Origin of the sequence: Kitasatospora sp. NPDC097691 (assembly GCF_040302665.1) — a bacterium.
Taxonomy (GTDB): domain Bacteria; phylum Actinomycetota; class Actinomycetes; order Streptomycetales; family Streptomycetaceae; genus Kitasatospora.
Genome location: NZ_JBEORY010000044.1, coordinates 1 through 19,842 on the forward strand (window position 1 = coordinate 1; position 19,842 = coordinate 19,842).

At 74.2% G+C, this 19,842-nt stretch carries 14 protein-coding genes; 10 read left to right on the forward strand and 4 right to left on the reverse strand.

Annotation, left to right across the window (positions count from 1 at the left end):
* On the reverse strand, positions 1 to 959 hold a 959-nt coding region (locus ABTY56_RS26285), incomplete at its 3' end, for a glycoside hydrolase family 15 protein (RefSeq protein ID WP_350631638.1).
* Between the two features lie 758 nt (positions 960 to 1,717).
* Here ABTY56_RS26285 and pyrG point away from each other — a divergent pair.
* The 10 genes from pyrG (at position 1,718) to ABTY56_RS26335 (ending at position 15,301) form a co-directional block, all read left to right on the forward strand.
* Complete coding sequence (pyrG, locus tag ABTY56_RS26290; RefSeq protein ID WP_350631639.1) at positions 1,718 to 3,355, forward strand: CTP synthase; 1,638 nt, start codon at positions 1,718 to 1,720, stop codon at positions 3,353 to 3,355.
* A 106-nt stretch (positions 3,356 to 3,461) separates the two neighbouring features.
* Positions 3,462 to 4,109 (forward strand): NUDIX domain-containing protein, encoded by a 648-nt coding sequence (locus tag ABTY56_RS26295; protein ID WP_350631640.1) that lies wholly within the window; start codon positions 3,462 to 3,464, stop codon positions 4,107 to 4,109.
* Positions 4,110 to 4,366: 257 nt separating this feature from the next.
* Positions 4,367 to 6,517 carry a tetratricopeptide repeat protein gene (locus tag ABTY56_RS26300; protein ID WP_350631641.1) on the forward strand — a complete coding sequence of 717 codons (2,151 nt, stop codon included), beginning with the start codon at positions 4,367 to 4,369 and terminating at the stop codon, positions 6,515 to 6,517.
* Between the two features lie 260 nt (positions 6,518 to 6,777).
* Positions 6,778 to 7,893, forward strand: a complete 1,116-nt coding sequence (gene ald, locus ABTY56_RS26305; RefSeq protein WP_350631642.1) for an alanine dehydrogenase — start codon at positions 6,778 to 6,780, stop codon at positions 7,891 to 7,893.
* Between the two features lie 425 nt (positions 7,894 to 8,318).
* Positions 8,319 to 9,386 carry a ParA family protein gene (locus tag ABTY56_RS26310; RefSeq protein ID WP_502893189.1) on the forward strand — a complete coding sequence of 356 codons (1,068 nt, stop codon included), beginning with the start codon at positions 8,319 to 8,321 and terminating at the stop codon, positions 9,384 to 9,386.
* Entirely contained in the window at positions 9,383 to 10,048 is a 666-nt protein-coding gene (locus ABTY56_RS26315) for a hypothetical protein (protein ID WP_350631644.1), read from the forward strand. Before ABTY56_RS26310 ends, ABTY56_RS26315 begins: the two co-directional genes overlap by 4 nt.
* Before the next feature lie 844 nt (positions 10,049 to 10,892).
* Positions 10,893 to 11,771, forward strand: a complete 879-nt coding sequence (locus ABTY56_RS26320) for a segregation and condensation protein A (protein WP_350631645.1) — start codon at positions 10,893 to 10,895, stop codon at positions 11,769 to 11,771.
* A 317-nt stretch (positions 11,772 to 12,088) separates the two neighbouring features.
* Positions 12,089 to 12,682 carry an SMC-Scp complex subunit ScpB gene (gene scpB, locus ABTY56_RS26325; RefSeq protein WP_502893190.1) on the forward strand — a complete coding sequence of 198 codons (594 nt, stop codon included), beginning with the start codon at positions 12,089 to 12,091 and terminating at the stop codon, positions 12,680 to 12,682.
* Between the two features lie 62 nt (positions 12,683 to 12,744).
* Positions 12,745 to 14,022, forward strand: coding sequence for a pseudouridine synthase (locus ABTY56_RS26330; protein ID WP_350631646.1), 1,278 nt, complete (start codon positions 12,745 to 12,747; stop codon positions 14,020 to 14,022).
* 271 nt (positions 14,023 to 14,293) lie between these two features.
* Positions 14,294 to 15,301: a helix-turn-helix domain-containing protein gene (locus tag ABTY56_RS26335; RefSeq protein WP_350631647.1), complete on the forward strand. Its 1,008-nt coding sequence runs from the start codon at positions 14,294 to 14,296 to the stop codon at positions 15,299 to 15,301.
* A 108-nt stretch (positions 15,302 to 15,409) separates the two neighbouring features.
* Here ABTY56_RS26335 and ABTY56_RS26340 read toward each other — a convergent pair whose 3' ends face one another.
* The 3 genes from ABTY56_RS26340 to ABTY56_RS26350 form a co-directional block, all read right to left on the reverse strand.
* On the reverse strand, positions 15,410 to 15,772 hold the full coding sequence (locus ABTY56_RS26340; protein WP_350631648.1) for a DUF952 domain-containing protein: 363 nt from the start codon (positions 15,770 to 15,772) through the stop codon (positions 15,410 to 15,412).
* A 159-nt stretch (positions 15,773 to 15,931) separates the two neighbouring features.
* Complete coding sequence (locus ABTY56_RS26345; protein WP_350631649.1) at positions 15,932 to 17,563, reverse strand: mucoidy inhibitor MuiA family protein; 1,632 nt, start codon at positions 17,561 to 17,563, stop codon at positions 15,932 to 15,934.
* 2 nt (positions 17,564 to 17,565) lie between these two features.
* Entirely contained in the window at positions 17,566 to 19,800 is a 2,235-nt protein-coding gene (locus ABTY56_RS26350) for a DUF4139 domain-containing protein (RefSeq protein ID WP_350631650.1), read from the reverse strand.
* Between the last annotated feature and the right edge of the window lie 42 nt (positions 19,801 to 19,842).

Consider the following 19,842-nt stretch of genomic DNA (forward strand, 5'->3'; position numbering starts at 1 on the left):
GAGAGGGTGATCGCGGCGTCGCGCAGCCAGGTGTAGCGGTAGTCCCAGTTGCGCTCGCCGCCGATGTCCTCGGGCAGCGAGGTGGTGGGGGCGGCGACGATGCCGCCGGTGGGGGCGTAGGTGAGGCCCTTGAGGGTGATCAGGGAGCGGACCACGGCCTCGCGGTAGGGGCCCTGGTAGGTGCACTGGTCGGCCCACTCGTGCCAGAAGTCGGCGGTGGCGTCGAGCAGCACCTCGGCGTCCGGGGTCCGGGGCGCGTCGAGGTGGGAGGCCTGCCAGGTGAGGGCGAAGGCGATCCGCTCGCCGGCGGTGACGGTGAAGTCGGCGTAGGTGGTGAGGTTGCGGCCGTAGGTCTCCGAGACGCCGTCCAGCCAGACGGAGTCGGGTCCGGCCATGGCGACGGTGCGGTGGGTGCCGTCGGCCTGCTCGACGCGGTGCACCCAGGGCACGATGCGGCCGTACGAGAAGCGCATCCGCAGCGCCGAGCGCATCCGGACGGTGCCGGCCACGCCCTCGACGATCCGGATCACCTGGGGGACGGCGTCCTTGCCGGCCAGCGGGCGCGGCGGCATGAAGTCGATCACCCGGACGGTGCCGCCCTGGGCGTCCCACTCCTGTTCGAGGATCAGCGAGTCGCCCCGGTAGCGGCGCCGGTCGGCGGGCACGGCGGGGGCGGCGGCGGTGGGCGGCGGCACCCGCAGGTCGGCGGTGTCGGCGATGCGGACCCGGCCCGCGGGGGTGGGGGCGGTGGCCGTGGCGGGGGCGGGGACCTCGGTCGGGACGGCTTCGGCGGGGCCGATCCGCCAGAAGCCGTGTTCATCGGTGCCCAGCAGGCCGGCGAACACGGCCGGCGAGTCGAAGCGGGGCAGGCAGAGCCAGTCCACTGCCCCGTCCCTGCTGACCAGGGCAGCGGTCTGCATGTCCCCGATGAGTGCGTAGTCCTCGATACGGCCGGCCACGTGGATCTCCAGTTCGCAATGTGGTCAGGGCATCGGCGAGACGAGGGAGCGGTCTGCGGGGCCGGAGGTCCACCCCGGGACGTCCGGTCTGCCGGGGGGTGGTGGCAGGCCTTGCTGGAGTGTCCGCGCGGGGCTTTTCGGGCCCCTGGAGTGGGTGGGGAGGAGCTGCAAATACGGGGAGGTCCGGTCGCGCATCGGGGACCGGGAGTGTCCTGACCCTCCCACGCCCTCCGCGTGCTCGTGCTGTCGGCGATGCGTCCGAGCAGCTTACGACGGACGAAAGGGGCGAAGCACGCGGGCGCCGCTCGGTGTGGCGCCGCAATTCGGCGGAAATGCCGTGCATCGCGGGGGCGCGGCGCAGGATGGTCCGGAAGGATCACCTCCGGGTGGTCCTCGCGGAGGAGTCGCCATGACCCGGACGGATACCGTCGGCTGGCCCGGTCCGGCGGGTCGTGCGACCGGTGTGACACGTGCGGCGGATGATGCGCCGGTGGTGCGCCCGGCGTGCGCCCCCGGTGCGGTGCGCGCGGCCCGAACGGCGTCCGGGTCGGGTCACTGTTACCCTGGTATCCCGTGGACCGGCGGGATCAAACGCCCCGGACCAGCCGAACCGGCGACTCTTCGAGCGCGGTGCCCCGCACCCGCCACCGTCGCCCGGCGAACCCCGAGCCTCCCGCCCACGTCTCCTTCGACACGCGACCCACGGGAGCCCCCTCTTGGCACAGCCCCATTCCGGCAAGGCAGCAAACGGCCGAGCCGTGACGACCAAGCACCTCTTCGTCACCGGGGGTGTCGCCTCTTCGCTCGGCAAGGGGCTCACCGCCTCCAGCCTCGGAGCCCTGCTCAAGGCCCGCGGCCTGCGCGTCACGATGCAGAAGCTCGACCCGTACCTCAACGTGGACCCGGGCACCATGAACCCGTTCCAGCACGGTGAGGTGTTCGTCACCGACGACGGCGCCGAGACCGACCTGGACATCGGCCACTACGAGCGGTTCCTGGACACCAACCTGCACGGCTCGGCGAACGTCACCACCGGCCAGGTGTACTCGACCGTCATCGCCAAGGAGCGCCGCGGCGAGTACCTGGGCGACACCGTCCAGGTCATCCCGCACATCACCAACGAGATCAAGTCCCGGATCCGCCGCATGGCGACCGAGGACGTCGACGTCGTGATCACCGAGGTCGGCGGCACCGTCGGCGACATCGAGTCGCTGCCGTTCCTGGAGGCCGTCCGCCAGGTCCGCCACGAGGTCGGCCGGGACAACGTGTTCTTCGTGCACGTCTCCCTGCTGCCCTACATCGGCCCCTCGGGCGAGCTCAAGACCAAGCCCACCCAGCACTCCGTCGCCGCGCTGCGCAACATCGGCATCCAGCCGGACGCCATCGTGCTGCGCGCCGACCGCGAGGTCCCGCAGGCCATCAAGCGCAAGATCTCGCTGATGTGCGACGTGGACGAGGAGGCCGTGGTCGCGGCCATCGACGCCAAGTCGATCTACGACATCCCGAAGGTGCTGCACGGCGAGGGCCTGGACGCCTACGTGGTGCGCCGCCTGGACCTGCCGTTCCGCGACGTGGACTGGACCACCTGGGACGACCTGCTGCGCCGCGTCCACGAGCCGCAGCACATCGTCAAGGTCGCCCTGGTCGGCAAGTACATCGACCTGCCCGACGCCTACCTGTCGGTGACCGAGGCCCTGCGCGCCGGCGGCTTCGCCAACAACGCCCGGGTCGAGATCAAGTGGGTCACCTCCGACGACTGCGAGACGCCCGAGGGCGCCCGCGAGCAGCTGGGCGACGTGGACGCGATCTGCATCCCCGGCGGCTTCGGCGACCGCGGCGTCAACGGCAAGGTCGGCGCCATCACCTTCGCCCGTGAGAACAAGGTCCCGCTGCTCGGCCTGTGCCTGGGTCTGCAGTGCGTGGTCATCGAGGCCGCCCGCAACCTGGCCGGCCTGCCCGAGGCCAACTCCACCGAGTTCGACGCCGCCGCCAAGCACCCGGTCGTCTCCACCATGGCCGAGCAGCTGGCCATCGTCGACGGCAAGGGCGACCTGGGCGGCACCATGCGCCTGGGCCTCTACCCGGCCAAGCTCGCCGACGGCTCCATCGTCCGCGAGGTCTACGGCGGCGAGCAGTACGTCGAGGAGCGCCACCGCCACCGCTACGAGGTCAACAACGCCTACCGTGCGGACCTGGAGAAGACCGGCCTGCAGTTCTCCGGCCTCTCGCCCAAGGGCGACCTGGTCGAGTACGTCGAGTACCCGCGCGAGGTGCACCCCTACCTGGTGGCCACCCAGGCCCACCCGGAGCTGAAGTCCCGCCCGACCCGCCCGCACCCGCTGTTCGCGGGCCTGGTCAAGGCGGCCATCGAGATCAAGACCGCGGCCTCCGAGTAGTTTTCCTCTCCTCGGCCTCGGTCGTTCACCGGACGGCGGCCCCGCGATTCCCGCGGGGCCGCCGTCCGGCGTTAGATTGTGTCGTACTGACGAAAAGGGGAGAGCGATGGACGAGCAGAGCGACCGGGTGATCGCCGACGTGGCCGAGGAGTGGGAGGTCCGGGCGAGCGGGACGCCGTTCCAGGGCAAGGTCACCGGCGTGCGCAGCGAGGAGGTCCGGATGCCCGACGGCAGCTGGGCCCGCCGCGACTACCAGACCCACCCCGGCTCGGTCTCCGTGCTCGCCCTGGACGACGAGCAGCGCGTGCTGATCCTGCGCCAGTACCGCCACCCCGTGCGCCAGCGGCTGTGGGAGCTGCCGGCCGGCCTGCTCGACGTCCCCGGCGAGAACCCCTGGCACGCCGCGCAGCGCGAGCTGTACGAGGAGGCCCACTGCAAGGCCGGCACCTGGCGGGTCCTCGCCGACTACTACACCTCCCCGGGCGGCACCGACGAGGCGCTGCGGATGTTCCTGGCCACCGACCTCGCGGCGGCCGAGGGCGAGCGCTACGCCGCCGAGGGCGAGGAGCAGGAGATCGAGGTCGCCTGGGTGCCGGTGCCGGAACTGATCAGGCTGATCCAGGCCGGACGGCTGCACAACCCGACCCTGGTCACCGGCACCCTCGCCGTGCACGCCGCGCTCACCGGCCCGGACGGGCTGGACGCGCTGCGCCCGGCGGACTCGCCCTGGCCGGCCCGGCCCTTCGAGGCGTGAACGAACCTCCCGGCGAACCCTCCGACGAACATCCCGGCGAAGCTCCCGGTGGACCTCCTGGTTGATTCGCCCGGGTGATTCGCCGGTTCGTACGACCGGATGTCACCTCGGCTCAGCCGGACGGTCGAACTACGCTTCGCAGACAGGGCGCCCGTCCCGGGCCGCCTCCGCTGAGCACCGGGCACCGCGTCCGGATGCCGAGCGCCGGATGCCCAGCTCCGGATGCCGAGCGCGGGATGACGTCGGGAGTGGCACGGGTGGCGAGGAAGACGGCGACGATGGACCCCGGCCCCGACGTGCCCGCCGGGGCCGTCCCCGGCCTGGACCGACTCCCGGCCGGGCCCACGCTGTTCGTCGGGCGGCGCGCCGAGCTCGCCGCGCTGCGGGCGGCCGCCACCCGTCCGGTGAGCGGCCGCTGCCCGGTCCTGGTCCTGGCCGGGCGCCCGGGCTCCGGGCGGACCGCACTGGCCGCACGCTTCGCCCGCACCGCGGCCGCCGACTACCCGGACGGCGTGCTGTTCGCCCGGCTGTCCGCCCCCGACGGCGGTCGGGTCCCGCCCGCGCGGGCCGCCCGGCTGCTGCTGGAACAGCTCGACCCGGAATCGGCCGTACCGCTGCCCGGGGCGGTCGAGGACGGACGGGACGAGCCGGGCTGCGTCGCGCTGCGCGAGGCGCTGGCGGGGCTGCGGGTGCTGCTCGTGCTGGACGACGTGCGGGACGCCGGGCAGGTGTGGCCGCTCCTCGCCGACGAGCCCGGCTGCCTGGTGCTGGCCACCACCGCCGGGCCGCTCACCGGGATCGAGGACATCGACCCGGTGATCCTCGGCGGGCTGGACCGGACGGCCTCCGGCGAGCTGCTGGCCGACCTGGTCGGCGGCACCCGGATCTCCTGCGACCCGGTCGGCGCGGCCGACCTCGCGGAGGCCTGCGCCGCCCGGCCGGCCGCGCTGCGGCTGATGGCGGGGTGGCTGCGGGGGAACGCGAAGACCGCGGTCACCGACGCGGCACTGGAGCTCAACCGGGTGGTGGGCGAGGAGATGGGGACGGCCACGGGGGCCAAGGGCGCCGCGGACGACGCCGCGAAGGCGGGGGCGGAGCAGGCGAAGCCGCCGACGAACGCCCGGAGGGACGCGTCGGGGAACTCGTCAGGGAACTCGTCACGAAGCACCGCGCGGAACGCGTCGCGGAGCACCTCCCGGAACGCGTCGGGAAACGCGCACAAGAAGAAAGAGGAGGACGGGGTCGCGCCGGGCGTCGAGGCGGCCGCCCCCGGTGTCGGGCCGGCGGGTGACCGGGCGGCCTGGGTGAGGCCCGGCCCGGAGCCGGCCGAGCCGGTGCCCGTTCCCGACAACGACCCGCTGCTCGGCGCGTTCACCCTGCTGTACCGCGGGCTACCGGCCGCCCAGGCGCGGATGCTGCGCACCCTCACCCTGGCCCCGGCGCAGACCGCCGACCCGCGCACCGCCTCCGCCCTGGTCGGCTGCCCGGTGCCGGACGCGGCCGTGACCCTGGCCGCGCTCGCCGAGCGGGAGCTGCTCGGCGCCGAGGCGCCGGCCGCCGACGGCACCCCCCGTTACCGGGTGCCCGGGCGCCTCTACCCCCGGCTGGTCCGGCTGCGCGAGCAGGAGGACCGGCCCGCCGAGACCGAGCTCGCCCGGGCCCGGCTGCTGGAGCGGCTGGTCCGGCTCACCGAGTCGGCCCGCGCGCTGCTCGACCCGGAGGGCGGCCCCGCTCCCGACCCGCTGCCGGCTCCGTTGCGGCTGCACTCGCCCGAGCACGCCCGCGAGTGGCTGCTCGGAGAGCGGGAGCTGCTGCTCGGCGCGGTGGCCGACGCGATCGGCCAGGGCGATCTGGACGGCTCGGCCGGGCGACTGGTCACCGCGCTGCTGCGGGCACTCCCGCTGACCGGCGCCCCCGCCCCCGCGGACCTCTACCGGCTGCACGAACTGGTGCTGACCGTCGCCGAGCGCAACGGCCGGCCCCGCCGGGCCTCGGCCGCCCTGCTCAACCTGGGCGACCTGCAGGTCGCGGCGGGCCGCTGGGAGCAGGCGGCCGCGCACTACCGGGCCGCCCTGGAGCACGCCCGGAAGGCCGACGACGAACCGCTCTGCGCGCGCGCCCTGGAGGGCGCGGCCGGCTGCCACCGGGCGCTCGGTGACGCGGTGCGCGCCGCCGACTGGTACGGGCGGGCGCTCGGGCTGCGCCAGTCGCTCGGGGACCACGCGGCCGAGGCCCGGCTGCTGGCCCGGGTCGCCGAGGCGCACACCGCCCAGCGCCGATTCGACGAGGCGGACCGCGAGTACCGGGCGGCCCTCGCGGTGCTGCGCCGGCTCGGCGACGAACGTGCCCGGGAGGCCGTCGGGGCGGCCCTCGCGGACCTGCGGGAACGCGTGGACGCCGGGTTGTGACGGGCGTTTCAGAGGTATTGTCGAAGATGCCCGGTTGAGGCGTCTTTGGTAGGTAAGTCGCAGGGGAAGCCTACGAACCTGCCAATGTGTGCGGGAAAATTATTCACTTTGGAAGGCTGACACGCCGACTGGGCTTCATTACACTCGGACCTAGTCGCGCAGCGATCCCCGCCCCGGGCTGCCCGGAGGCTTCCCCACGTGCGCGTCGCCCACCGGTCTTCTCCGGTCGGGACCCCCATGGCAAGAGGACGTGTTCAGTCGTGAAGGTCGGCATCCCCCGCGAGGTCAAGAACCACGAGTACCGCGTGGCCATCACGCCCGCCGGCGTGCATGAGCTGGTCCGCAACGGACACGAGGTCTACATCGAGGACAACGCCGGTCTCGGCTCCTCGATCCCGAACGAGGAGTACGTGGCCGCCGGCGCCACCATCCTCCCCACCGCCGACGAGGTGTGGGCCACCGCGGACCTGCTGCTGAAGGTCAAGGAGCCCATCGCCTCCGAGTACCACCGGCTGCGCAAGGGCCAGACCGTCTTCACGTACCTGCACCTGGCGGCCGACCGGGCCGGCACCGACGCGCTGATCGCCTCGGGCACCACCGCCATCGCGTACGAGACCGTGCAGCTGGCCAACGGCGCGCTGCCGCTGCTCGCCCCGATGTCCGAGGTCGCGGGCCGCCTGGCCCCGCAGGTCGGCTCGTACCACCTGATGCGTCCGGCCGGCGGCCGCGGCGTGCTGCCGGGCGGCGTGCCCGGCACCCACCCGGCCAAGGCCGTCGTCATCGGCGGTGGCGTCTCCGGCTGGCACGCGGCCACCATCGCCATCGGCATGGGCTACGAGGTGACCCTGCTGGACCGCGACATCAACAAGCTGCGCGAGGCCGACCGCATCTTCGGCACGAAGATCAAGGCCATCATGTCCAACTCCTTCGAGCTGGAGAAGGCCGTCATCGAGGCCGACCTGGTCATCGGCGCCGTGCTGATCCCGGGCGCCAAGGCCCCGAAGCTCGTCACCAACGAGCTGGTCTCCCGCATGAAGCCGGGCTCCGTGCTCGTCGACATCGCCATCGACCAGGGCGGCTGCTTCGAGGACTCGCACCCGACCACGCACGCCGAGCCGACCTTCGAGGTCCACAACTCGGTCTTCTACTGCGTGGCCAACATGCCGGGCGCCGTCCCGAACACCTCCACCTACGCGCTGACCAACGCCACCCTGCCGTACGTGGTCGAGCTGGCGAACCGCGGTTGGAAGGAGGCGCTGCGCCGTGACCCGGCGCTCGCCAAGGGCCTGAACGTGCACGAGGGCCAGATCACCTTCCCGGCCGTGGCCGAGGCCTTCGGCCTGGAGTCGGTCTCCCTGGAGAGCGTGCTCGCCTGAAAGCCCTGACCGCACTGCGGTCGTTCGCCCCCGACCCGATCCCTTCGGGTCGGGGGCTTCGCCGTGCCCGTGAACAGCGGATCGACCGGGTAGGTCGCTCTGTCGTCAATTTCCGTCGGTCGTGTCACCCGCCCGCAGAAACGTCGGGGTCGATGACCCACTCATCCCTTGACAGCAGCCCGCCCGATAGTCGACACATCCTGCCCACTACCGTGGATTGTGTTGCTGCGAACGCCTTGAACGGCCTAGAGTCGCAAACCGTCGGCATGCTGCCACGCTGACGAATCGACATAGAGTCCTGGATGCCCAAGGAGGTAAGACGACTTGTGAATGAGTCGACAATTGCTCCCGGGGGTGGTCAGCCAGGACTGGCGGAGCACACCGCCGGCCAGCCGAGTGTGGAGCCCGGGGCCCGGCAGCCCTCCGTGGGTTCGGCCGAGGTCGGCTCGGTCGCGCTCCGCACCTTCGAAGCACGCCAGAACACAGCGCAGGTGACCACGGTGACCGATCACGACGCCGACTTGGCGGCCTACGGCCTGGCCTACGGCGACTTCGCCTACGGCGCCTACGACGACCCGGACGCCGAGTACGAGCCGGACCCGGAGTACGCCGCCACGCTGGCCCCCGACGCCGCGCGCCAGCGCCGCGAGCGGGTGGGCCCGACCGGCCGTCCGCTGCCGTACTTCCCGATCCCCGCGCCGGTCGCCGAGCACGGCCCCGCCCAGATCATCGCCATGTGCAACCAGAAGGGCGGCGTCGGCAAGACCACGTCGACCATCAACCTGGGTGCGGCGCTGGCCGAGTACGGCCGCCGGGTGCTGCTCGTCGACTTCGACCCGCAGGGCGCGCTCTCGGTCGGCCTCGGCGTCAACCCGATGGAGCTCGACGTCACCGTCTACAACCTGCTCATGGAGCGGGGCCTGACGGCCGATGAGGTGCTGCTGAAGACCGCGGTCCCGGGCATGGACCTGCTGCCGTCCAACATCGACCTCTCCGCCGCCGAGGTGCAGCTGGTCAGCGAGGTGGCCCGGGAGTCCGCGCTGGCGCGCGCCCTGAAGCCGCTGCTGCCCGACTACGACTACGTCATCATCGACTGCCAGCCCTCGCTGGGCCTGCTGACGGTCAATGCGCTGACGGCCGCTCACAGCGTGATCGTCCCGCTGGAGTGCGAGTTCTTCGCGCTGCGCGGTGTCGCGCTGCTGACCGAGACCATCGAGAAGGTGTGCGAGCGGCTCAACCCCGAGCTGCGCCTGGACGGCATCCTCGCGACCATGTACGACTCGCGCACCGTGCACAGCCGCGAGGTGCTGGCGCGCGTCGTCGAGGCGTTCGGCGAGCACGTCTTCCACACCGTCATCGGGCGGACCGTGCGCTTCCCGGAGACCACCGTCGCCGGCGAGCCCATCACCACGTACGCCACCAACTCGGTCGGTGCCGCCGCCTACCGCCAGCTCGCCAGGGAGGTGCTCGACCGGTGCCGCCCCGCCGAGTGAGTCTCCCGGGTGCCGACGAGCTGTTCCGGACCACCGGCGGGATGGCGCTGTCGCCGTCCCTCGCGTCGCGTCCGGCCGCCGAGGCATCCAGACCGGAGACCGCGCGGACCGTCAACGGCTCGGACGGCGCCGAGGGCGCCGAGTCCGCTCAGGGGGCCCAGGGTCTTCAGGGCCACCAGGGTGCTCAGGGCTCCCAGGGCTCCCAGACCGACCGGCAGCTGACGCCGGAGCAGCAGTCGTCCGGCGTCGTGCCGGCGCCCGCGCAGCCGCCCGTCCAGCGGCCGGGCGGGGCCCAGGTCGCGCCGGGTGCCCAGACCGTCGGCCAGACCGTTCCGGGAGGCCGAGGCGCCGCCGCCGCTCCGGGGGCGCGGGCGCACGCGGGTGCCGCCGAGGAGCAGGCCGGTGCCGCCGGGCGCGCCCGGCCGCGCGGTCGCGCGCCGCGCCGCCCCAGTGGGCGCGAGCGGCACGACGAGAAGATCACCGTGTACGTGTCCGCCGAGGAGCTCATGGACCTGGAGCACACCCGGCTGGTGCTGCGCGGCGAGCACGGCCTGGCCGTGGACCGCGGACGGATCGTCCGGGAGGCCATCGCGGTCGTCCTGGCGGACCTGGAGCAGCGCGGCGAGGCCTCCATCCTGGTCCGGCGCCTGCGCGGACGGTAGGGCGCGGCGGGGCCGGCGGGGCGGTGGGACCGGTGGGACCGGTGGGCCGGCGGAGTCGGCGGGATCGGCCGGGCCGGGGAGCCAGGTGGGCCGTGTGGGCCGTGTGCGCCGTGTGAACCGTAGGGTCGGCGGAGCCGCGGGGCCGACAGGTCGGCTGGAGAGCCCGGCAGGGGCGCCGAAGGGCCTTGGGGCCGGCGCCGTAGGCCCGCCGTTGGGCGGCCGGGCGCCGAGGACTCTTCACCGGGGGCATGGGGCTGCTGCCTCGGGGCCGGGGCCCTGGTCGGGTGCCGAGGGTTATGAGGCGCGCTCATGGGGGTCGCTCGCGCCCCCGGGGCGAGGGCCGCGGGCCGGGTTCCGAGAGTCATGAGTCGGATTCATGGGGCTGTCGCGTGCGTCGCGGCTGAGGCCTGTTGGCCGGGTGCCGAGCGCCATGAGGTGCGCTCACGGCGCTCTCGGGTGGCTTGCCCTCGGGTTGAGCGTTGCTGATCGGGCACTGGGGGCATGAGCCGGGCTCATGGGGCTCGGGTGCCCATGGGGGTGCGGGGTGAGGGTCGTCGATCGGGCCCTGCGGGGCATGAGTGGTGCTCATGGCGCTCATGAGGTCGCCGGCTCGGGTGTCGAGGGCCATGAGTCGGGCTCATGGGCGGCTGCCCGGGGTGGGGCGCGGTTCGCTGGGGTCGTGGCGGCCGCCGACGGGCTGTTCTCGGGGCTGTGAGCCCGTGGCCGGGGTCGGGGTGGGTGGCGAGCCTGTGCGCGGGGCTGAGGGCCGTGGGCGGGCCGTCGAGCGGCGTGTCGGGGGCCCGGGGGCGGAGCGTGGGGTTGGGGCGGGTGAAGATGGACCGTCATGCCGAGCACCGCCGAACCAGCTGAAACCGCCGTGAGCGCGACCGAGGACGGGTCGCGGGGCGGCTTCCGGGTGCGGCTGGACAACTTCGAGGGCCCCTTCGACCTCCTGCTCAGCCTCATCGCCAAGCACAAGATGGACGTCACCGAGGTGGCGCTGGCGACCGTCACCGACGAGTTCATGGCGCACATCCGGGCGATGGGCCCGGACTGGGACCTGGACGCGGCGACCGAGTTCCTGGTGGTGGCCGCCACCCTGCTCGACCTCAAGGCCGCCCGCCTGCTGCCCGCGGCGGAGGTCGAGGACGCGGAGGACCTGGCCCTGCTGGAGGCCCGTGACCTGCTGTTCGCCCGGCTGCTGCAGTACCGGGCGTACAAGCGCGCGGCGGCGCTGTTCGGCGAGCGGTGGGCCGCCGAGCTGCTGCGGCGCCCGCGGACGGTCGGGCTGGAGCCCCGGCATGCGGAGCTGCTGCCGGAGGTGGTCATCACCATCGGTCCGCAGCGCCTTGCCGAGCTGGCGGCCAAGGCGATGGAGCCCAAGCCGAAGCCGGTCGTGTACGTGGACCACATCCACACCCCGCCGGTCAGCGTGCGTGAGCAGGCCGGGCTGGTGGTCGGGCTGCTCACCGAGCTGGGCGAGGCGTCGTTCCGGCAGCTGGTGGAGGACGCGCCGGACACCCTGGTCGTGGTCGCCCGCTTCCTGGCGCTGCTGGAGCTGTACCGGGAGCGGGTGCTCGACTTCGAGCAGCCGGAGGCGCTCGGTGAGCTGCGGGTGCGGTGGGTGGCGGAGGAGGGCCGGGTCGCGGTCGAGGTGACGGACGAGTTCGACCGGCCGGCCGGAGAGGCCTCGGGCGAGGCGGAGGAGGACGAGCGGCGATGAGCGGCGGGAACGAGGGCGGGCGGCCGGTGCGGCGCCCACTGGGGCTGCCGGGGCAGCCGCGGGCCGGGGAGTGGCTGGAGCCGGCCTTCGAGCTGCTGCCGGACCCGGTGGAGTCCGCGAAACCGGTGGAGTCCGCGAAACCGGTGGAGTCCGCGAAGTCGGTGGAGTCCGCGAGGTCGGTGGAGTCCGCGGAACCCGTTGAGCCCGTGGCGGCCGCGCCGGAGGCCCGGGTGGTGCACCAGAAGTCGGCTCCGTCGACTTCCGGCGCCGGGGTCCGGGCCGATGCCGGGCTGCGGGCCGAGCTGGAGGCGGTCCTGATGGTCGTCGACGAGCCGGTGCCGGAGGAGCGGCTGGCCGGGGTGCTGGAGCGGCCGCGGGCCGAGGTGGCCGCGGCGCTGCGCGAGCTGTCCGCCGAGTACGCCGCCCAGGGCCGCGGCTTCGACCTGCGGTCGGTGGCCGGCGGCTGGCGGTTCTACACCCGCGAGACCTGCTCCGCGGCCGTCGACCGCTTCCTCCTGGACGGCCAGCAGGCCCGGCTCACCCAGGCCGCGCTGGAGACCCTGGCAGTGGTCGCCTACCGGCAGCCGGTGTCCAGATCGCGGGTTTCCGCCGTCCGTGGTGTGAACTGTGACGGCGTGATGCGTACCCTGGTACAGCGAGGACTGGTGGAAGAGGCCGGATCCGAGCCCGAAACAGGTGCGATCCTGTATCGGACGACGAACTACTTCCTGGAACGGATGGGGCTCCGCGGCCTGGATGAGCTGCCGGAGCTCGCTCCCTTCCTGCCCGAGGTCGACGACGTGGAAGCGGAGTCCCTGGAGGGCACGATGATCGCGGAGGCGGTCGCCGCCGCTGCCGCGCAGGCCGCGGACGGCAGTGGCGAGGCCGGTCGGGCCGGGCCCGATCGGTAGGGGGCGGTGAGGTCGGCCGAAACGACCGCACATCCCAGACGGAACGACGTACGGACACTTTGATGCGTAGCAGTGGCAACGGCAGGAACAGCAGCGGCGGCGAGAGCGGTCGCGGCGGACAGGGCGGGGGCCGGGGCGGCGGCTCCTACGGCGGCAGCAGCGGCGGCGGCCGCGGCGGCTCGGGCGCGCGCGGGGGTTCGTACGGCGGTGGCTCCTACGGGGGCGGCGGCCGTGGCGGCTCGGGCTCGGGCTCGGCTTCGGGCTCGCGCGGCGGCTCCGGTTCGTACGGGCGCGACGGCCGACGGGACGACCGGCGGGACGACCGTCGGGACGACCGGCGCGACGACCGCCGGTACCCGGACCGTCCGCTGCGGCCCGAGGAGCGCAGGTACGACCGCCCCGAGTACGGCGGCGGCCCGAACGCCACCCCCGCCCGCGGCGGCTACGCCGGCCGGCGCCCCGGCCCGGCCCCGCGCCCGCGCCGTGAGGGCCAGGGCGCCCCGGGCGACCCGCGCCGCCAGCCGCAGCGCTCGCGCGAGCTGCAGGCCAAGATCGAGGACGCCGTCCTCGCCCGGCACGACAAGCCGGCCGTCAAGCTGCCCAAGACCTTCGGCGAGCCCGAGGGCGAGCGCCTGCAGAAGGTGCTGGCCCGGGCCGGCGTCGGCAGCCGGCGCGCCTGCGAGGAGCTGATCGAGCAGGGGCGGGTCGAGGTCAACGGCAAGCGCGTCACCGAGCAGGGCAAGCGGGTCGACCCGCAGAACGACGAGATCAAGGTGGACGGCCTGACCGTCGCCACCCAGTCCTACCTGTTCTTCGCGCTGAACAAGCCGGCCGGCGTGGTCTCCACGATGGAGGACCCGGACGGGCGCCAGTGCCTGGGCGACTACGTGACCAACCGGGAGACCCGGCTGTTCCACGTCGGCCGCCTGGACACCGAGACCGAGGGCATCATCCTGCTCACCAACCACGGCGAGCTGGCCCACCGCCTCACCCACCCGCGCTACGGCGTGACCAAGACCTACCTGGCCGCCATCCAGGGCCCGATCCCGCGCGACCTGGGCAAGCAGCTGGCCCAGGGCGTGGAGCTGGAGGACGGCTACGCCCGTGCCGACAGCTTCAAGGTGATCTCCAACGTCGGCAAGAACTACCTGGTCGAGGTGACCCTGCACGAGGGCCGCAAGCACATCGTCCGCCGGATGCTGGCCGAGGCCGGCTTCCCGGTCGAGAAGCTGGTGCGCACGCACTTCGGTCCGATCGCCCTGGGCGACCAGAAGTCGGGCTGGCTGCGCCGCCTGACCAACCCCGAGGTCGGCCAGCTGATGCGCGAGGTCGGCCTGTAGGCCGTCGCGTTCGCCCGCCTCTGAGGGCCCTCGGTCGCCGTGGTGCGACCGGGGGCCCTCTGCCGTGCGGGGTGCGGCGCCCGGCGGGGTGTGGCGACGGGCGGGGTGTGCGGGTCGTGTGAGCCGGGACGCAACCGCTGGTCACGGCCTTGTCAGCGTCATGATCCGTGGCAGAGGATGGCCACCGGGCCACCACCCCGTCGTGTGGCGGGACTGTGCCAGCACGGCGCGCCGGTGGGCGGAGCAGGGGCGAACAGGGGGAGACGGCGTCGTGTCCGATGCACCACTGGGGCGGGCCAGCGGACAGGCCCTCGGCACACTGGGACTGGCCGAGCCGGACGGGCAGGTGTACGCGGCGCTGGTGGCCAATCCGCAGTCCACCGCGGAGGAGCTGGCGGAGAGCTGCGGCCTGACGCTCCAGCAGGCCGTGCGCGCCCTGGACCGGCTGGCGCAGCAGGGCATGGCCACCCGCGCGCCGGTGGACCGGCAGCGCTTCCTGGCGGTCGCCCCGGACGTCGCGATCGGCACCCTGATCGGCCACCGGGAGTCCGAGCTGCGGCAGGCCAGGGCCGAGATGCACCGGCTGATGGACGCCTTCCGGGAGGCCTCGCGCTACACCGACCCGGCGCACTCGGTGGAGGTGCTGACCGGCGGTGAGGCGATCGCCCAGCGGCTGGAGCACATCACCGAGACCAGCCAGTACCAGGTGCGCGGCTTCGACCGCCCGCCGTACATCCAGGACCCGGTGGCACCGATGCCGCTGCAACGCCGGCGGCTGCGCGAGGGCGTGAAGTTCCGGACGATCTACGACCGGGAGGCGGTGGCCTGGCCCGGGCGGCTGGAGAAGAACATCCTGGTCGGGGTCGCGGACGGCGAGGAGGCGCGGGTCCGGCCGACGCTGCCGATGAAGATGATCATCTCGGACGACCGGATGGCGATCATCCCGATCAGCGTCGGCGACGCCGTGCTGGACGCCGCGTACGTGATCCACCCCTCGGCGCTGCTCCAGGCGCTGGACACGCTGTTCGAGGCGGAGTGGGAGCGGGCCGTCCAACTGCAGGCCGCGATCGGCGCCGGGGACGCGTCGCCGGTGCCGGAGGCCGACCACCGCAAGCTGCTGGGCCTGCTGGCGGCCGGGCTCACCGACGAGTCGATCGCCCGCTCGCTCGGCTGGAGCGCCCGGACCACCCAGCGCCGGCTGCAGAGCCTGATGCGCTCGCTGGGCGCCACCACCCGCTTCCAGGCCGGCATGGCGGCCCGGGAGCGGGGGTGGCTCTGAGCCCGGATCCCGGGGGCCGGGTCCGGGGGGCCGGGTCCGGTTTCGGGGCCCGGTCCGGCACCAGGGCTGGGGCTGGGGCGGGGCGGGGCTGGGGCTGGGCTCCGGGGTTCAGCTCCAGGGGGTGAGGGAGGACCAGCGACCGTCCGGGCCCCGTTCGACCTTCTGCAGGCCGACCACGGCGGAGCGGTTCAGCCGCCCGTAGATGTGCGGGAAGAGCACATCGGGGGTGGCCCCGGGCGGCGGGGCGCCGTGCGGGGCCTCCCACTTGACCATCGGCTCCACCAGCGACTCCTCGATCAGCAGCACCATCAGCGGGTCGGGAGTGTCGGCGAAGAAGGCGTTGGCGACCGCGAGTGCCGTCTGCTCGTCCGCCGAGCAGTGGATGAACCCGTCGGTGAGCAGCGAGGCGGTGGCGTACGGGCGGCCGGGGTCGGCCAGCCAGTCGTCCAGGGGGGCGAGGTGGAGGATCATGTTTCCTTTTCTACCCGTTGTCTCCGGGTTTGTTCCTGAGCGGTCGTCACCCGCCGGGCGGTGGTCCGGCAACCGTCGGGGTCGGAGGTCGCGGCACCTGCCGGGTTCGAGGTCGCGGCATCCGCCGGGGTGGAGGTCGCGGCACCTGCCGGACGGGGGTCAGAGTCCGGCCACCTTGGCGGAGGCGGAGATCTCGTACACCAGGGTGAGCGTGCGGCGGGCGCCCGGGCCGAGCGGGACGTCCCAGCGGACGATGCCCTCGGCGTCGAAGGCGTCCGGTGCCGGGGTGCACTCCTCCTTGCGCAGCCGGACCTCGACCGCCGACACCTCGGAGACCGGCACCCTTTCGCGCACCGTGACGATCCGATCGTCGTGCTCCTCCGGGCCGGAGAAGCGGGACAGGTGCAGCCGGACCGTGCGGGTGGTGGTCTGGCGGCCGGTGAGGCCGGCGGTGGCCTGGCGCTCCTCGGTCTCGCGGACCACCCGGTAGCCGTCCGAACTGCCGAAGGCGAGCTCGGCGTCGGCGCCGGTGGCGGTGAAGCGCAGCTCGCCCCGGCCGGTGAAGCCGCTGCCGCGGACCAGCTCGACCGGGCCTGCCAGCAGTGGGTGCCCGGCCGCGTTGCGGAACGTGACGACCTGGGTGACCAGCGGTGACAGCTCCGGGGCGCAGGCGTACTCGCTGCTCGCCGGGCCGGTGAAGGCGCCGAGCGGCACCCGGTGCGCCCGGCCGTCCGAGGGCACGGTCGCGAGGGCGGGCGCGGGCAGCACCCGGACCTCGCCGCCGTCGTCCACGCCGGGGACGCCGGTGCTCGGCCCGAGCTCGCTGATCGCCTCCTCGCGCAGTTCGACCTCGACCGTGCGGCGCTCCTCGTCGGTGCGCTCGCGCAGTACCAGGACGTCCTCGGCGACGGCCGGCGGGTCGGTGGCGAGCGCGGAGCGGGCGGTGGAGAAGGTCAGCCGGACGTTCGTCCAGTCCTCGCCGGTGCGCTGCCAGACCACCGCCTCCGACTCCAGCTGCAGGCCGCCGTCGCCCAGGGTCGCGCGGTAGGACGGGCGCCAGAGCGCGCACGGCACCAGGTGGGAGACGGTCAGCCCGGCCGGGCCGGCCTGCGCCGCCTCGACGGTCAGGTCCAGGTGGGCGGTCAGCTCGGCCGGGTCCTCCTCGGCCTCGTCCAGGGCGATCATGGCCTGTGAGCGCTCCTGCTCCAGGCGGCGCAGCCGGGAGTGGGTGGTGCGCAGTTCCTCGCCGTAGCGCTCGCGCTCGGCGTCCACCCGGTCCAGCTCGCGGGACCAGCGGCTGCGTTCGAGCTCTCCGACGCCGGCGCCCTCGCCGATCTCGCGCAGGAGGTCGGCGGAGAGCTGGGCGAGCAGGGCCAGCCGGGCCTCCAGCCGCGCGCGGGTCTGGTCGGCCAGCCGGCTCTCGGCGTCCAGCCGGTGGAGTCGGTGGCGCAGTTCCGAGTCGTTCGGGCCGGGCGGCAGCGGGGCGCGCGGGGCCCAGGCGCGAACCAGCCGGGCCTCCAGGACGCGCACGCCGGGGGTGGCGGACTCGGCACGCAGGGTGCGGTCGACGGCGAGGGCGGTGAGCGGGCCGAGGCGCAGCCGCTGGACGCCCGCGGTGAGGTCGACCGTCGTCGTGCGCTCGATCTGGCTGCGGTCCTCCAGGCAGGTGACGGCGGTGACGGGGAGGGCCTTCGTTCCCCGGGCGGTGCCTCCGGCCGGCTTCCCGGCCGCCTTCCCGGTCCTTTCCCCGATCAGTTCCCTGGTCGTTTCCCCGGTGGTGTCTCCGGTCATGGTCAGTTCCTCCGGTTTCCGCCGACGATGGCCTTTCCGGCCGGGATCTTGATCAGGTAGCCGCCGTCCAGCTCGGTGCTGCCGCCCGGTGGCAGGTCGACCCGCCAGAGCCGGGTGCTGGGCGGGCACTCCGGCGTGGAGACGGTCGGGGCGTGCCAGTCGGCCCGCTCCTCGATCCGGACCTCGGCATCGGAGGTGACCGGCACGCGCTCGCGGACCTCCACCGTGACGGCGCGGCCGAGCCGGTTCGCCAGCCGGACGTGCACCCGGTGGTCGAGCACGGTGCTGTTGCCCTTCAGCATGCCCGTGGTGGACTCGCGCAGCTCGGTGCGGCGCGCCACCTCGATGCTCTCGGTGACGCCGATGCCCAGGCGCCGCACTCCGCCGGGCGCCAGGGTGGGCAGGGCGGCGGTGAGCAGGAACTCGTCGTCCACCGTGACCTCGACCGGGCCGGCCAGGACGGCGCGGTCGGTGCCGTTGGCGAGCACCAGGGTCGCGTACACCTTCTCCTCGACGGCGGGGACGGTGACGTACTCGGGACGGACGGTGAGCGGGATCTCGTCCACGGTGACGGTGTGCCAGGTGCCGTCGGACGGGATGTCGGCGGGGGCGGCGGCGTCGAAGCGGTGGTCGAACGAGCCGGCCGACTCGCGGGGCGGGACGGCGTGGCGGGGGAGGACGAGACGGCGGATCTGCTCGCCCGGGTTGCCGCCGGGCAGGACCCGGTCCAGCTCCTCGTGCTCGACCCGCTCGGGGCGGGGGTGCAGGGCGCCGCGCCGGGCGGTGGGCTCGTCGGGGCCGGCCAGGACGAGGTCGGGGTAGTCGAGCAGGGTGGCGTCCGGGGCGAAGCCGGTGGCCCGGGGCGGGGCGGCGAGGCTGCCGCGGCGCAGCCTGCGGGAGCGGCGGGCCTCCGCCGGGGGAGGCCCGCCCGGGGCCTGCGGGAGTGGGGCGGCGGCGGGAACGGCGGCGGGGGCGGCGAGTGCGGGTGGCGGAGGGCCGCCGTAGCCGGCGAAGCCGCCGGGGGCGGGCGGGGGCATCGGCGCGGGCGTCGGCGTGTACGTCGGCGCGGGCATCGGCTCGTCGACGCTCAGGGTGCCGCCGCCGTACGGGCCGGAGCGTGCGGGCGGGGCGTCCGCCGACGCGGCGAAGGCCTCGGGGTGGGGGCCGGAGGGTCGGGCTCCGCCGATCCGGGCCGCGACCGATCCCGGGCCGGTGAGGTGGGCGGCCCGGGGCGGGACCGGGGGCGGGACCGCGGCCGCGTCGTAGCCGGTGAAGAGGTCGGACAGGCCGGCCGGGGGCTCGCGCCAGCCGGAGGGCGGCGGGGCGGGCTGGCTGCGGCCGATCCGCAGCGAGGCGAGCCGGGGCAGGTCGGTGCGGCGGTCGAGGTCGGCGGTGGAGAGGGCGAGGTGCACGCCCGTCCAGTCCTCGCCGGTGCGCTGGGCGACGGCGGCGCGCAGGACGAGGTGGCCGGTGTCGGAGCCGGTGCGGTGGGACAGGCGGTAGGTGGGCACCCAGCGGGCGGCGGGGACGCCGTACTCCAGTTCGAGGTGGAGGGTGGCGGTGTCGCTGTCGGCAGCGCTGTCGGCGGTGGCGGCGCCGTCCGTGGTGATGGTGAGCAGGACGGTGGCGGCGGTCGCGACCGGTGCGGCCCGGTCGGCGGTGGACGCACGCTCCAGCCGGTCGGCCGCCGAGTCGCGCTCGTGGTCGGCGAGTTCGATCTCCCGGTTGAGCTCCTCGGCGCGCTGCTGGAGCCGGGCCAGCCGCTCGTCGACGAAATCGGCGAGCTCCAGCCAGGCGTCCGCGGGCGTACGGCGCAGCGGTTCCTCGGGTCGGTGCTGGGGCGGCACGGCGCGCAGGGCGGCGGTGTCGGCGATCGCGGAGAGGACCAGTCTGCGGCGCTCGGCGAGCATGCTGCGGCGCTCGGTGGCCTCGTCCAACTCCCTTTGCAGATCGGGGACTTCCGTTGGTTCACGAAGTTCGGCGACCTGCTCCAACCGGGCCTCGGTGACCGCCGCGCCGGCCGGTCCGGAGAGCACCCGGGCACGCAGCGAGCGACCGTCCAGGGACAGCGGCAGACCGGTCAGCCGCAGCCGCCCGCCGCGCGGAACGGGCACGCTGGCCCGGCGGCGGCACACCGCGCCCTCCGCGTACACCACCACGGAGTCGAGGACCGACGGGTGGGCCGGTGCGGCCGGCGGTTTCGTCTGCCCGGTCCGGCTGCTGTGCTGATCGTCCATGCGCAACCCCTTCGTTCGCGTGTTGCCTGCCGTGTGCCGTGT

Bases quoted from the DNA above. Each gene is read 5' to 3' on its own strand.
- ABTY56_RS26295 (WP_350631640.1), top strand. From the start codon at position 3,462: ATGGACGAGCAGAGCGACCGGGTGATCGCCGACGTGGCCGAGGAGTGG.
- ABTY56_RS26320 (WP_350631645.1), top strand. From the start codon at position 10,893: ATGCCGAGCACCGCCGAACCAGCTGAAACCGCCGTGAGCGCGACCGAG.
- scpB (WP_502893190.1), top strand. From the start codon at position 12,089: ATGGTCGTCGACGAGCCGGTGCCGGAGGAGCGGCTGGCCGGGGTGCTG.
- ABTY56_RS26330 (WP_350631646.1), top strand. From the start codon at position 12,745: ATGCGTAGCAGTGGCAACGGCAGGAACAGCAGCGGCGGCGAGAGCGGT.
- ABTY56_RS26340 (WP_350631648.1), bottom strand. From the start codon at position 15,772: ATGATCCTCCACCTCGCCCCCCTGGACGACTGGCTGGCCGACCCCGGC.
- ABTY56_RS26345 (WP_350631649.1), bottom strand. From the start codon at position 17,563: ATGACCGGAGACACCACCGGGGAAACGACCAGGGAACTGATCGGGGAA.
- ABTY56_RS26350 (WP_350631650.1), bottom strand. From the start codon at position 19,800: ATGGACGATCAGCACAGCAGCCGGACCGGGCAGACGAAACCGCCGGCC.